This window comes from Actinomyces oris, from assembly GCF_001553935.1.
Classification (GTDB): Bacteria; Actinomycetota; Actinomycetes; order Actinomycetales; family Actinomycetaceae; genus Actinomyces; species Actinomyces oris_A.
In genome coordinates, this window is record NZ_CP014232.1 from 2,357,480 (window position 1) to 2,371,118 (window position 13,639).

Here is a 13,639-nt window from a genome sequence, read left to right on the forward strand (position 1 = left end):
TGATCTGTTCCTGATCCGTTCGCGCTCGGGGATGGCTGCGGTGACCGTGTCGCCGCTCCGCGTAGCATAGTGAGGCGCACTGGACCGCCTTGGAAGGGCTCGCTCCTTCGCGGGTGAGGACGGCGCGCCGATCGGTCCCGATCGCTCAGCCCCGGGCCTGACAGACCCGGACCCCGCACGTGAAGGAGCCCCGCCATGGCCGACGCCGCCCGCGCCCGCAAGGTCGCCGACCGTATTCATGAGACTGTCGCCCGCCTCCTTCAAGGGCGCATCAAGGACCCGCGCCTGGGCTTCGTCACCGTCACCGACGTCCGTGTCACCGGCGACCTCCAGCAGGCCACCGTCTTCTACACCGTCTACGGCAGCGATGAGGAGCGGGAGGAGACGGCCAAGGCGCTGCGCTCAGCCAAGGGACTCATCCGCTCCGAGGTCGGCAAGGCCCTCGGCATCCGCCTGACCCCCTCACTGTCCTTCCAGCTCGACGCCCTCCCCACCACCGCCAAGACCCTCGAGGACGCCCTGGCCCAGGCCCGGGTGCGCGACGCCCAGATCGCCAAGGCCGCCGAGGGGGCCACCTACGCCGGTGACGCCGACCCCTACCGCCACGATGAGGAGGATGAGGAGGCTGTGGGCGGTGACCCCCAGGCCGAGGAGGGCGAGCAGGAGCCCGCAACGGACACCGAGGACCTGTGAAGGCCTCCGAGCGGGCCGAGCCCATGGGGCGGACCGGCCGCGCACGTCGTCGCCCCGACGTCCCCCGCGGCGCGGTCACCGCTGCCGACGGGATCCTCGTGGTGGACAAGCCCCAAGGGCTGACCAGCCACGACGTCGTCGGCGCCACCCGCCGCCTGGCCGCTACCCGCAAGGTGGGGCACGCCGGTACCCTCGACCCCATGGCCACCGGCCTGCTGCTGCTGGGCATCGGGCGCGCCACCCGCTTCCTCACCTACCTGGTGGGAGCCGACAAGACCTACGAGGCCACCGTTCGCCTGGGGGCAGAGACCACGACGGAGGACGCCGACGGGCAGATCGTCGCAGCCCGCGGCTGCCGGATCGAGGACGTACCCGAGGCTCGCCTCCAGGAGGCGCTCACAACCCTGACCGGGCCGATCCAGCAGGTGCCCAGTGCGGTCTCCGCCATCAAGGTCGACGGTGTGCGAGCCTACCAACGCGTCCGTGACGGGCAGGACGTCGAGCTGCAGGCCAGGCCCGTGACCATCCACGAGCTGCGCCTGACCGCAGAGCCCCGGAAGGCGATCGTCGAAGCCGACGGTGCCCTCAGCGACGGCCCGGACGCAGCGGAGGCCGTCGACATCGACATCCTCGTCTCCTGCTCGTCGGGCACCTACGTGCGCGCCCTGGCCCGGGATCTGGGCCGGGCGCTGGGCTGCGGGGCTCATCTGACTGCGCTGCGGCGCACCGCAGTGGGCCCCTTCGACATCGATGAGGCTCACACCCTGGCGGACCTGTCCGCCCAGGTCGAGACCGACGCCTCCAGCCCTGAGCCTCACGGGGTCACCACGCTCCCGCTGGAGGAGGTCGCCCGGCGCTGCTTCGAGCAGCTGACTCTGACCGAGGGCGAGGCACGCGCACTGCGCTACGGCCAGCCCCTTGACGCCGAGGTCCTGGAGAGGGCCGAGGCACCCGAGGGCCGTCGGCTGCAGGTCTCTGCGAAGACGGCCGAGCAGCGCGTCGTCGCCGGATTCGCCCCCGGTGGGCGCCTCGTGGCACTGTTGAGGCACCAGGGCCCACGTGCGCGCCCGGTACTGGTCCTGGACCCTGCCTGAGACGCGCACCTGGGCCGCCGGCCCGTCCGGCGAAAGCACACCCGATGAGCACCTTTGCGTGAGGAGACATGATGAGCCAGACCGGAGGATGCCGCTGCGGATGCGGCGGGCACGGCAAGCGCAACGAGCAGGACGAGCGGGCCGCCGCGCCCGCAGTCGCCCAGCCGGTGGGTGAGGGATACCGGCCCGAGCCCGTGCAGACCTCCCCGGAGGTCGTCGACGCCGTCGCCATCGCCTCAGCGGTGACGACGGCCCTGGGAGCGGGAGCGCCGCAGGGCGTCACCCCCGGGCACAAGGCCGGTAACCTGCTGGGCCTGCGTGATGTCTCCGCCTCCGCCTCGGGTGGTGGCGGTTGCGGCTGCGGAGGCCACTGACGCCGCCCCGTCACACACTGTGGCGCTGGAGGGCCTCGGTGACCGCCGTCAGGCGTGAGGGGCCGTCAGCCTCCTCGTATCGTCCCAGGAGCAGGTCCTCCGTGATCTGCCCGTCCACGAGCACCAGGACACGATCGGCCCGGGCTGCCACCTGGGAGTCGTGGGTGACCATGACCAGAGTCGTCCCCGAGGCGTGAATCTCCCCGAGCAGGTCGAGGATCTGCAGCGCGGTGGCGGAGTTGAGCGCTCCGGTGGGTTCGTCGGCGAAGACGATCCCGGGGTCGTTGATGAGGGCCCGGCAGATGCCTGCGCGCTGCAGCTGGCCGCCGGAGACCTCGGTGACGGCGCTGGTGGCCAGCTCGTCGATCCCCATGCGCTCCATCAGCTCCTCTCCACGCGCCGTGACCTCGGGGCGCGGACGCAGACCCGCCAGGAACCCGGGCAGGACGATGTTATCCAGCAGGCACAGGGTGGTTAGGAGATGCGCCTGCTGGAAGACGAATCCGAAACGCGTCAGCCGCAGCGCCGCCAGCTCCTTCTCACTCAGGCTCGTGATCTCCTGGCCGCCCAGGAGTACCGAACCGGCGTCGGGCCGGTCCATACCGCTCAGGCAGTGCAGAAGGGTGGACTTCCCGGACCCGGAAGGCCCCATGATGGCGACGAACTGCCCCTGCTCCACATCCAGGTCGAGGTCTCGCAGGACGGGGGAGTGGTAGCTCTTGGACAGGTGCTGGGCCCGCAGAACCGGTTGCCCGGCTCCCACGGGGACAGCCGGTCCCGCGGCTACTGAACCGGTGCGCCATGAGGAACGCGATGGGGTGGAGGCACGCATTCTGTCTCTCCTTACTCGCCGGTGGTCAGGGTCATGGTGCGTAGGCGTCTGAGGGCCAGGGCGACAGCGCCGACGACGGTGGCCAGCAGTGCCCCTGGTAGGACGAGCCCCATAAGCCACCAGTTGGGGAGGAGCTGAAGGTCGGGGGCTCCGCGCGAGGCCATGACCGCCCCGATCGCGGGGCTGCCCAGAGCGGAGGCCCCCAGGAGCCCCAGGGCGGTCCCCACCAGCGCCAGGAGGCCGAAACGGATGAGGTACTGCCCCGCAACGGCCCGTCTGGTGCACCCCAGCGCCATCAGGACGCCGATCTGAGGCCGCTCCCGCGAGACGATGAGGACGGTGAACAGCACCGTGATGAGGAAGGACAGCCCCAGCGCGATGGCGCAGGCCAGCGCGGTGACGACGCGGACCTGGGAGCCGGTGGCCCCGAAGAACTGGGCGGCATACTGATTCATGCTGATCGCCTGGATCCCCGGGTACTCGCCGCTCAGCTGCTTGGCGAGGGCGCTGGCCTGCTGAGTGGAGCCGGCGTCGGCGTAGACGATCTGCCACAGTGCGGGGGCGCCGTCGTCGAAGGTGGCCTTGGCGGTATGCCCGTTGTTGGTGATGTCCTGGTAGACACCCGTGACTGTCAGGTCCTTGTCGCCGTCGGCGGTGCGGACGGTGACCGTGGCACCTTCCTTGGCGCCCGTGTCCTGGGCCTGACTGTAGGACAGGGCGATCTCGTCGTCGGTGGTGGGGGCGCGCCCGGAGAGGTACTCCATGGGGAAGGCCTCATGGTCCCCGATATCAATGAGCGCCGTCTGCCAGCCGCCGGTGGCAGTGGACATCTTGTAGCTGCGGCGCAGCATCGTGGTGTGCCGGGTGACGCGGGGGTCGGAGTCGACGGTCTTCTCCACGGCGGCCAGGTCCTGGACCCCGGTGCGTACGTCGATACGCAGATCGGCCCGACCGGCCCCCAGGTAGGTGGCCACACGTGGGTCGCTCAGAGTCGAGGAGACATTCGTCGGCAGCACCATGGTGAAGGTGCACAGCGCCAGGACACCGAGCATCAGGGCGTTGGAGGGGCGCAGTGACTCGCGCGCCCCGAGCCACACCTGGACCGGAAGGCGGCGAAGGGTGGTCAGTCTCCAGCGCTGCCGGCGTGGGCGCAGGGAGGCGCTGGTGCCGCTGCGCAGGGCCTCGATGGCCGAGATGCGGCCGATGCGCCGCAGAGCCAACCAGGTAAAGCCGATGACTCCGAGCGCCAGAACCAGAACCGTGAGGATCGGCAGCCCCACGCTCCACAGGGTTGTCGCGGGCCGGCCCAGGTAGAGGGTCGTCGGGGCCTCCAGGGCGGTGGCCAGGGGCTGGCCGGCCACGTAGCCCAGGGCCGCCCCCAGCACTGACAGAGCCAGGTACTTGGCCACGTAGAGGCGGCGTATCCGCCTCAGTGGCGCCCCAATGGCCTTGAGCACGGCGATCTGGGCCAGGTCTGTCTCGACGGCCGCCAGCACCGTGTAGCGCAGGGCGAGGACGGCGACAACCGCCAGAATGACAGCCACCACCAGGGCCACTGCCACGATGAGCATGGCGTTGAGTGAGTTCATGAGCTGGATCATCGAGGCGCTGACGTTGATGCCGTTACTGGGCAGACCCGCCTCCTTGTAGGCGTCGATGACGCCGCCGGGAGGGGCGGAGTCGGTCAGGCGCATCTCAATGAGGTACTCGGGCTCGGTGATCTGCTGCTCCAGGGCGGAGAAGTCCTTGGGTGAGACCACCAGGCGCTTGGAGGGGATCATGGCGGCATTCATCTGGGCGTCGCGGGCGAATCCCACGATGGTCAGGGTCGTGGTCCTGCCGGCGCTGCTGACGGTCACGGTGTCGCCGACATCGGCGCTGTTGATCGCCCGGTAGTGGATCGGCAGCACCACCTCTCCCGGCCCCGGGCTGACGGGTTCGCCGTCGTCGTCGAGCAGGAGGTCGAGGTGCTTGGGAGAGGTGACGAAGGCGGGCTCGTTGTAGGACTCGGACTGGTTGACGCCGTTGATGGACAGCTCCTGGCGCGCTACCGGAAGGGTTGTGATGACCTCATGGTCGGTGACGTCGCTGCGCGCCTGCACCCACGTCTCGATCGCCTGTAGGTCGCGGTCGTCAATCCGGCCGGAGTGCATCTGTACCAGGTCCGGGAGCTTGGCCCGCTGCGAGAGCCGGTGCGTGGCCGACAGGCTGTCCACCACCAGGGACGTCCCGGCCGACATCAGTGTGGCCGCCAGGGCGATGAGGGCGGTCAGGGTGGCGGCCACGACGGCGCCGCGCGCCAGGTCCGCCTTGAGAAGTCGCATCAGCATGACAGCAGCCTCCTTGGAGTCTGTCCTCGACCTTGCGGGCTCATTCCCGGATGAGGGATTCCCAGGTGAGGGAACGATTCTCGACGCTAATCGACTAACAGTCGGTATCGAGAATAGACTGACGGTCGAAACGCGTCAAGGCGTGTCGAGGGCGGCTGGTTCGCATCCGGCTGCGCCCCCGTGGCAGGGTTGTCCCGCGTACGCACCTCTCCCGACCCGGTGGGGTGGGCGGGGGCGTGCGGATGCGGATGAAGACAGGGGCGCGGTGCGCCCCACGGGCCGACGAGAGCAGGAACAGCGACAGTGGAGGTCTGGTACGGCGCCGAGCAGGTGCCAGCGAGCCTGAGCGCTTCGGGAGGGCCGGGCGCCGTGGTCACGATGGGCATCTTCGACGGCGTCCACCGCGGGCATCAGGCGGTCCTGGGGCGCGTCGTCGAGCTCTCCCATGAGCTCGCCCACGGCGACCGGCGGCCCCTGGCCGTCGCGGTCACCTTCGACCCCCACCCCCGTAGCGTCCACCAGCCCGAGGCCGACCTGCCCCTCATCGCCTCCCTGACCGACCGCTTGGCCTCCCTGGGGGACCTCGGTCTCGACGCGGTCCTGGTCATCACCTACACCCTCGACTTCGCTGCCCAGAGCCCGCAGGACTTCGTGCGCACCTGGCTGGAGGAGCTGCTCGGGGCTCGCGCGGTCGTCGTCGGCGACGACGTCCGCTTCGGTTGGCGCAACTCCGGGGACGCAGCCACCCTGGAGCAGATCGGCCGCCAGGACGGCTTCGAGGTGGAGATCGTCTCCACCATCTGCTCCGACGAGGGGCGTCGCTGGTCCTCGACGTGGATCCGCCAGTGCCTCAAGGACGGGAACATGCGGCAGGTCAGCCGGGTCCTGGGCCGTCCCCACCGGCTGCGCGGCGTCGTCGTGCGAGGTCTGCGCCGCGGCCGCGAGCTCGGGTTCCCCACCGCCAACCTGGAGGCCGCCACCGCCGGTGTCGTGCCGCCCGACGGGGTCTACGCCGGCTGGCTGATCCGCGGCTGCACAGACGGGGCCGACCTCCAGCGGCTGCCCGCCGCCATCTCGATCGGCACCAATCCCACCTTCGACGACGTCCCCCAGCGCACGGTCGAGGCTCATGTCCTGGGGCGAGCCGACCTCAATCTCTATGGCGAGGAGGTGGGGGTCGAGCTCGTCGAGCGCCTGCGCCCCATGCTCGCCTTCGATGGGCTCGACGCGCTCCTGGTGCAGATGCGCGCCGATATCGAGGACACCGCCCGGATTCTGGGAGTCCCGGTCCCCGAGCCGATCCGTCCCGAGGACGTCACCGCGCAGTAGCTCCGGTGGCGGGGCAAGGCCATCGCGGGGGTCGTCGCCGTCGGAGCCTGACCGTCGCATCCCGCTTCCGCCCCGGAACTGTGCCGGTTCGCACAGCCTCTGGTGTGATTGGAGGCAAGCGGCGCTGGTAGGGTTGGCGGGCCGTCGATCGGCCACGGATACCTCATGCCCGGGAGAACCTGCCCCGGCGCTCCGTGCAACGAGACCCGAAGGAGTCCGCATGTCGGTTACCGCAGAGCGCAAGCAAGAGATCATCGCCGAGTACGCCACCCACGAGGGTGACACGGGCTCCCCGGAGGTCCAGGTCGCCATCCTCACCGAGCGCATCTCCAACCTCACCGAGCACTTCAAGGGCCACGCCCACGACCACCACTCGCGTCGCGGCCTCTACCTGCTCATCGGTAAGCGCCGTCGCCTGCTCGACTACCTCATGAAGGAGGACATCGAGCGCTACCGTGCTCTCATCGCCCGCCTCGGCATCCGCCGCTGAGCGCGCTGACAGCCTCAAGCCATGTGGCCCGGTCCCCAGGAGGGGGCTGGGCCGCATCGCGTTCAAGGGGGCGCTTCGCCCGTCCTCAGAGCAGTGAGGTGTAGAGCGCCTTGATGTCCTCATGGGTCGCGGGGCGCGGGTTGCCCGGCGTGCACACGTCGGCGAAGGCGTCATCGGCCAGGGCCTCGATGCCGTCGGCCTCCACCCCGACCTGCGAGATCCGGGTGGGGTTGCCCAGGTCCCTCGTCAGCTGGGCCACGGCCTCCACGGCTGCGGCGTGCGCCTCCTCCAGCGGCATGGTCCGGGCTTCCTCAACCCCGAAGGCCTCGGCGATGTCGCGGTACTTCTCCCCGGTGTGCTCGGCGTTGAAGGCCATGACCGGGATGTCGTGGGGGGCGACGCACACGAACTTGCGCTGCTTGGAGCTGTCGGTGATGACGTAGTTGATGGTGGTCTCGCTGGCCGTGCCCGCGGTGGTGGGCACGCCGATGATCGGCACGCCCGGCCGGGTCGTGGGGGACAGGCCCTCCAGGCTCAGCACGTCCTCGAAGTCGGGGTTGGTGGCGATCACCGAGATCGCCTTGCACGTGTCCTGGGGCGAGCCCCCGCCCAGGCCGATGAGCACGTCGGCGCCCGAGGCCCGGAAGGCGGCCAGACCGGCCTGGACCTTCTCGATCGGCGGGTTGGGGGACGACGTCGGAGAAGACCTCCCAGCCGATGCCGGCCTCGTCGAGCAGGTCGGTGATGCGGGCGGCGGTGCCGTTGTCGGCCAGGACCGGGTCGGTGACGATGAAGGCCTTGGTCAGGCTCCGGCGGGCGATCTCGGGGGCGATATGGGCGATCGCGCCTCTGCCGAAGTAGCCGATCTGGTTGAAGATCATGCGGTGGGTCATCGTTGGCGCTTCTGAGATGAGAGGGGACAGGACTGCTTTGTCCTGACGTTGGTCACCACTTTGTCGCGATCAGGCGAGCTCAGTCCAGGAAGTCATCGGTTCCGCGCGTCCCATCTCACGTGGCATCCGGTGGCGCTGATCGGCATCACGGGGCCGCGCACGATAGAATCTGCGCGGCTGTGCCCTCGTGTACTCGCCGGCTCATCGATGCTCTCCCAGCGTGCGAGCCGGCCAGGAGTGTGCAGGTGGCGCAGTCCGCCCTCGGGAAGAGACCCGGGGAGCGGCCGGCCCCGTCGGTTTTCGGTGGTGGCCTCCGGAACCGCGCTCGCGCCGTCGGATCAAGGATCCGCGTATGGCAGCACTCGGCTCCGTGGGCCTCGATCGAAGGCCACGGACCCGGCACGACGATCGCGAGAAAGAGACTTCATGTTCATTGACGACCCCGAGGTCACCGCCGCCGAGGCAGTGATCGACAACGGCTCCTTCGGCAAGCGCGTGGTGCGCTTCGAGACGGGCCGGCTGGCCAAGCAGGCCGCTGGAAGCGCCATGGCCTACCTCGACGGTGAGACCGCCGTCCTGTCCGCCACCACCGTGGGCAAGCACCCCAAGGACCAGTTCGACTTCTTCCCCCTGACCGTGGACGTCGAGGAGCGCCAGTACGCCGCCGGCCGCATCCCCGGCTCCTTCTTCCGCCGCGAGGGCCGCGCCGGAACCGCCGCCATCCTGGCCTGCCGCCTCATCGACCGTCCGCTGCGCCCCTCCTTCGTCAAGGGCCTGCGCAACGAGGTCCAGGTCGTTGAGACCGTCCTGGCCATCCACCCCGACGACGACTACGACGTCCTGGCCATCAACGCCGCCTCGATGTCCACCCAGATCGCCGGCCTGCCCTTCTCCGGGCCCGTGGCCGGTACCCGCCTGGCCCTCATCGACGGGCACTGGGTGGCCTTCCCCCGCTACTCCGAGCAGCAGCGCGCCACCTTCCAGATGGTGGTGGCCGGCCGCGTCCTGGAGTCCGGCGACGTCGCCATCATGATGGTCGAGGCCGGCGCCACCGAGCACGCCTGGGAGCTCATCAACGCCGGGGCCGTCGCCCCCACCGAGGCCGTCGTCGCCGAGGGCCTGGAGGCCGCCAAGCCCCACATCAAGGCCCTGTGCGAGGCCCAGCTCGAGGTCGCCCAGCACGCCTCGAAGCCCACCGCCGAGTTCCCCCTCTACCTGGACTACTCCGACGAGCAGTACGACGCCGTGGAGAAGGCCGCCGAGGCCCACGGCCTGGCCGCCGCCATCGCCACCGAGGGCAAGCAGGCCCGCGACCTGGCCACCGACGCCGTGCGTGACGAGGTCCTGGCCGAGCTCGCCGAGTCTTTCCCCACCGAGGAGGACACCAAGGCCCTCAAGGCGGCCTTCCGCTCCGTGACCAAGAAGATCGTGCGCCACCGCACCCTCACCGAGGGCGTGCGCATGGACGGGCGCGGCCTGAAGGACATCCGCACCCTGGCCGCCGAGGTCGAGGTCCTGCCCCGCGTGCACGGCTCGGCCATCTTCGAGCGCGGCGAGACCCAGATCCTGGGCGTGACCACCCTCAACATGCTGCGCATGGAGCAGCAGGTGGACGACCTCTCCCCGGTCACCCACAAGCGCTACATGCACAACTACAACTTCCCGCCCTTCTCCACCGGTGAGACCGGCCGCGTGGGCGCCCCCAAGCGCCGCGAGATCGGCCACGGCAACCTGGCCGAGCGGGCCCTTGTGCCCGTCCTGCCCACCCGCGAGGACTTCCCCTACGCGATCCGCCAGGTCTCCGAGGCCCTGGGCTCCAACGGCTCGACCTCCATGGGCTCGGTGTGCGCCTCCACCCTGTCCCTGCTCAACGCCGGTGTGCCGCTGCGCGCGCCCGTGGCCGGTATCGCCATGGGCCTCATGCACGAGGTCATCGACGGCGAGACCAAGTGGGCCACCCTCACCGACATCCTCGGCTCCGAGGACGCCTTCGGGGACATGGACTTCAAGGTCGCCGGAACCCGTGACTTCATTACGGCCCTCCAGCTGGACACCAAGCTCGACGGCCTGCCCTCCGAGGTGCTGGCCGGCGCGCTCGGCCAGGCCCGTGACGCCCGCCTGTTCATCCTCGACGTCCTGGCCCAGGCCATCGACGCCCCCGACGAGATGGCCCCCACGGCCCCGCGTGTCCTGGCCGTGCGCATCCCGGTGGACAAGATCGGTGAGGTCATCGGCCCCAAGGGCAAGATGATTAACCAGATCCAGGAGGACACCGGCGCGGACCTGACGGTCGAGGACGACGGCACCGTCTACATCGGCGCCTCCGACGGCCCCTCGGCCGAGGCGGCCCGCGACGCCGTCAACGCCATCGCCAACCCGCAGATGCCCGAGATCGGTGAGCGCTTCGTGGGCACGGTGGTCAAGACCACGACCTTCGGCGCCTTCGTCTCGCTGACCCCCGGCAAGGACGGTCTGCTTCACATCTCCCAGATCCGCCGGCTTGTGGGCGGCAAGCGCGTGGAGAACGTTGAGGATGTCCTCAACGTGGGGGACAAGGTCCAGGTCGAGCTGGCTGAGATTGACCAGCGTGGCAAGCTGAGCCTGCACGCGGTCCTCACCGATGAGCAGCTCGCAGCCGAGGCCGAGGGTGAGGCCTCCCGTAAGGCCTCCCGTGAGGGAGGCTCGCGCCGCGAGGCCAAGGACGAGGACGGCGAGCAGCCGCGCCGCGAGCGTCGTCCGCGCCGTCGCCGCATGCGCAGCGCCGAGTCCTCCGAGGAGGAGTGAGGCCCGTTCAGCGGCCCTAGTCGACTGACGCATCTCTCCGGTGTCCCCGTTCGGTCCTCTGGGCCGGGCGGGGACACCGCCGTCATCGGGCAGTGTGTTCGCTGCCCGCGGCAGCACGCGGCCGGGTGCGGGAACGACACCGGGCCCGCCAGCCCGCTAGTCTTCGCGGGTGACCAACCCAGACATGCGCGCCGGATCAGCCCGGCCGGCGGCCTCTCAGCCCTCCTCGACCCCCGCGACCGGGCAGTCCTCGAGCCCGACTGACTACGCCGAGGTGGAGCTCGGGCGTGGGCGGCCCGGCCGTGACGGCACCGAGCTGACCCTGCACGACGACGGGGCTCTCACCCGCCGCTCGGTCCTGCCCGGTGGGGTGCGCGTCATCACCGAGTCCGTGCCGGGGCTGCGCTCGGCCTCGATCGGCATGTGGTTCGGTGTCGGCAGCCGTGACGAGGTGCCCGGCCAGGAGGGCTCCACCCACTTCCTGGAGCACCTGCTGTTCAAGGGCACCGCCACGCGCGACGCCCAGGACATCGCCGAGGCCTTCGACATGATCGGCGGGGAGTCCAACGCCGCCACCTCCAAGGAGCACACCTCCTACTACGCCCGTGTGCTCGCCCCGGACAGTATGCAGGCCCTCGACGTGCTCGCCGACATGGTGACCTCCTCGCTCCTGGAGCCCGCCGACGTCGAGACCGAACGCGGTGTCATCGTCTCCGAGCTGGCCGACGCCGCCGATGACCCCGCCGACGTCGCGCAGGAGGCCTTCGCCCGCGCCGCCTTCGGTGAGGACACGCCGCTGGGCCGCCCCATCGGCGGCACTAACGAGACCGTCACCGCCGTCCCGCGTGACGCCGTGTGGGAGCACTACAAGCGCACCTACGCCTCCGACACCCTCGTGGTGGCCGCTGCCGGCGCCGTTGACCACGATGAGGTCTGCGAGCGGGTCCTGGCCGACCTGGCCGCGGCCGGCTGGGACGCCTCACCCGATGCCGTCCCGCGTGAGCGTCGCTTCGAGGTCGAGCCCTTCGCGCCCCTGGACGTCCACGACATCACTGTCCCGCGCGAGAGCGAGCAGAGCCACCTGTACCTGACCTGCCAGGGCATCGCCGTGCGCGATGAGCGGCGCTGGGCCATGAGCGTACTCACCACCATCCTGGGCGGGGGTATGTCCTCGCGCCTGTTCCAGGAGGTGCGCGAGAAGCGGGGGTTGGCCTACACCACCTACGCCTTCGACACCTCCTACGCCGGTGCCGGCGCCTTCGGGCTCTACGCGGGCTGCGCCCCCGGCGACGTCGACGAGGTGTGTGCCGTCATGATCGGTGAGTTCGAGAAGCTCGCCGAGCATGGCGTCACCGAGCGGGAGATGATGCGCGCTCGCGGTCAGCTGCGCGGGGCCATGGTGCTTGGGGGAGAGGACTCCCTGGCGCGTATGGGTCGCCTGGGGCGGGCCGAGGTCGTCACCGGGCGCCTGCGCTCTATGGAGGACAACCTGCGCCGTCTGGAGGCCGTCACCCCGAGGAGGTCCGGGAGATGGCCGCCTGGCTGGTGGAGCAGAAGCGTGCCCGCATCCTCGTGGGACCGGTTGGCTGACAGCTGCCGACAACCGATGGGGTTGATGGCCCGCTCATCGAACACCGCCGGAGCCAGAAGAGGGGCTGAGTGTCCAAATCGGTGACAAAGGCGCGGATCGCTCTCATCGAGCCGATGCGCAACCGCATGATTCCAAGGCTCTCCAGCGTGTGCTCGGGGAGATGGAGGTCCTTTGTATCCGAAATGGACACCAACAGGCTGATTCCAGTCGTTGGCCCCTGGTGCTACTGGTCCGCGTGGGCCGGGTCTTCGCTCAGCGACGGAAGCCGAAGGCGGCACCGATGAGCTGATCGAAGGCGCGGTCGGGCAGGACTCGGCGTGCGGCAATGAGCGGCTTGGCCATGAAGCCCACGGCGTAGCGGGTCCGGGGGTGACGGGCGGTGACGATCTTGCTGACGGTACGGGCGATGACCTCCGGCGGGGAGTAGTGCCGTCGGTTTGACTCGCTGCGCATGGCGCCGGCCACGTCTCGGATCTGGTCGGCGTAGGCACTGCCCTCGGCCGTGGCCTCGAGGTGGTCGGCGGCGATCGATGCCCATTCGGTGCGGATGCCGCCGGGCTCGACCACGACGACGTCGATCCCGAAAGGAGACAGTTCGATGCGTAGCGCGTCGCTCAGGGCCTCGACGGCGTACTTGGTGGCGTGGTACCAGCCGCCCAGTGGTGTGGTCAGCCTCCCGCCGATGGAGGAGATGTTGATGATGGTGCCCGAGCCCCGGGTTCGCATGTGCGGGATGATGAGCTGGGTGAGGCGCGCCAGACCGAAGACGTTGACCTCGAACTGGCGGCGGGCCTCGTCGATCGGGACGTCCTCGATGGCGCCGTAGGAGCCGTAGCCGGCGTTGTTGACCAGGACGTCGATGCGTCCGGTCTCCTCCAGGATGCGGTTGACGCCGGAGCTCATGGAGGCGTCGTCGGTGACGTCCATGGCCAGCGGGCGGATGCCGTCGGCGGTCAGGGCCTGGAGACGGTCGGTACGACGGGCTGCGCCGTAGACGATGTAGCCCAGTGCCCGGAGTTTGTGGGCGGTGTCCTCGCCGATACCGGAGGAGGCGCCGGTGACGAGGGCGACCCCGGTACCGGGCGCCTTGGAGAATGCCTGGGGCGCGGCGGCCGGTGCTTGCTCCGCGGTTGTAGTCACGAGCGGTTCCCTTTCTGATGATGTGGGAGTGCCTTCAGCATCCACCATGATTGGTGACTCTGTTCGGATCGACTCCCGGCTGCTCCCCC

General features: G+C 69.9%; 9 protein-coding genes and 2 pseudogenes. 7 read left to right on the forward strand and 4 right to left on the reverse strand.

Annotation, left to right across the window (positions count from 1 at the left end):
* The first annotated feature begins 195 nt into the window (after positions 1 to 195).
* The 3 genes from rbfA to AXE84_RS09470 all read left to right on the forward strand — a co-directional run bounded on the left by rbfA (position 196) and on the right by AXE84_RS09470 (position 2,161).
* Positions 196 to 693 carry a 30S ribosome-binding factor RbfA gene (rbfA, locus tag AXE84_RS09460; protein WP_010613629.1) on the forward strand — a complete coding sequence of 166 codons (498 nt, stop codon included), beginning with the start codon at positions 196 to 198 and terminating at the stop codon, positions 691 to 693.
* The gene (gene truB / locus AXE84_RS09465; RefSeq protein WP_081093140.1) at positions 690 to 1,787 is read left to right on the forward strand and encodes a tRNA pseudouridine(55) synthase TruB; all 1,098 of its coding nucleotides are present in this window, start codon (positions 690 to 692) and stop codon (positions 1,785 to 1,787) included. The genes rbfA and truB overlap by 4 nt, the downstream gene beginning before the upstream one ends.
* Positions 1,788 to 1,858: 71 nt before the next feature.
* Positions 1,859 to 2,161, forward strand: a complete 303-nt coding sequence (locus AXE84_RS09470) for a hypothetical protein (RefSeq protein ID WP_029316401.1) — start codon at positions 1,859 to 1,861, stop codon at positions 2,159 to 2,161.
* Positions 2,162 to 2,171: 10 nt separating this feature from the next.
* Here the strand turns inward: AXE84_RS09470 and AXE84_RS09475 are convergent, their stop codons facing one another.
* Both AXE84_RS09475 and AXE84_RS09480 read right to left on the reverse strand, forming a co-directional pair.
* Entirely contained in the window at positions 2,172 to 2,993 is an 822-nt protein-coding gene (locus AXE84_RS09475; protein ID WP_060957698.1) for an ABC transporter ATP-binding protein, read from the reverse strand.
* A gap of 11 nt (positions 2,994 to 3,004) precedes the next feature.
* Entirely contained in the window at positions 3,005 to 5,323 is a 2,319-nt protein-coding gene (locus tag AXE84_RS09480; RefSeq protein ID WP_060957699.1) for an ABC transporter permease, read from the reverse strand.
* Between the two features lie 303 nt (positions 5,324 to 5,626).
* Here AXE84_RS09480 and AXE84_RS09485 point away from each other — a divergent pair, with 303 nt between their 5' ends.
* Together AXE84_RS09485 and rpsO are read left to right on the forward strand one after the other, a co-directional pair.
* Complete coding sequence (locus tag AXE84_RS09485) at positions 5,627 to 6,652, forward strand: bifunctional riboflavin kinase/FAD synthetase (protein WP_060957700.1); 1,026 nt, start codon at positions 5,627 to 5,629, stop codon at positions 6,650 to 6,652.
* A gap of 220 nt (positions 6,653 to 6,872) precedes the next feature.
* Positions 6,873 to 7,142, forward strand: coding sequence for a 30S ribosomal protein S15 (gene rpsO / locus AXE84_RS09490; protein ID WP_010613637.1), 270 nt, complete (start codon positions 6,873 to 6,875; stop codon positions 7,140 to 7,142).
* 85 nt (positions 7,143 to 7,227) lie between these two features.
* Here rpsO and AXE84_RS09495 read toward each other — a convergent pair.
* Positions 7,228 to 8,035: pseudogene (locus AXE84_RS09495) on the reverse strand (iron-containing alcohol dehydrogenase).
* Between the two features lie 426 nt (positions 8,036 to 8,461).
* Between AXE84_RS09495 and AXE84_RS09500 the strand changes: the two are divergent.
* Positions 8,462 to 10,819 (forward strand): polyribonucleotide nucleotidyltransferase, encoded by a 2,358-nt coding sequence (locus AXE84_RS09500; protein WP_060957701.1) that lies wholly within the window; start codon positions 8,462 to 8,464, stop codon positions 10,817 to 10,819.
* Between the two features lie 184 nt (positions 10,820 to 11,003).
* A pseudogene (locus AXE84_RS09505) lies at positions 11,004 to 12,409 on the forward strand (M16 family metallopeptidase).
* A 253-nt stretch (positions 12,410 to 12,662) separates the two neighbouring features.
* Here the strand turns inward: AXE84_RS09505 and AXE84_RS09510 are convergent.
* Positions 12,663 to 13,598, reverse strand: coding sequence for an oxidoreductase (locus AXE84_RS09510; RefSeq protein WP_060957702.1), 936 nt, complete (start codon positions 13,596 to 13,598; stop codon positions 12,663 to 12,665).
* Between the last annotated feature and the right edge of the window lie 41 nt (positions 13,599 to 13,639).

Excerpts from the sequence above, each read along its gene's own strand:
- AXE84_RS09500 (WP_060957701.1), top strand. The coding sequence starts at position 8,462 with ATGTTCATTGACGACCCCGAGGTCACCGCCGCCGAGGCAGTGATCGAC.
- rpsO (WP_010613637.1), top strand. The coding sequence starts at position 6,873 with ATGTCGGTTACCGCAGAGCGCAAGCAAGAGATCATCGCCGAGTACGCC.
- AXE84_RS09470 (WP_029316401.1), top strand. The coding sequence starts at position 1,859 with ATGAGCCAGACCGGAGGATGCCGCTGCGGATGCGGCGGGCACGGCAAG.
- AXE84_RS09510 (WP_060957702.1), bottom strand. The coding sequence starts at position 13,598 with ATGGTGGATGCTGAAGGCACTCCCACATCATCAGAAAGGGAACCGCTC.
- AXE84_RS09475 (WP_060957698.1), bottom strand. The coding sequence starts at position 2,993 with ATGCGTGCCTCCACCCCATCGCGTTCCTCATGGCGCACCGGTTCAGTA.
- rbfA (WP_010613629.1), top strand. The coding sequence starts at position 196 with ATGGCCGACGCCGCCCGCGCCCGCAAGGTCGCCGACCGTATTCATGAG.
- AXE84_RS09480 (WP_060957699.1), bottom strand. The coding sequence starts at position 5,323 with ATGCTGATGCGACTTCTCAAGGCGGACCTGGCGCGCGGCGCCGTCGTG.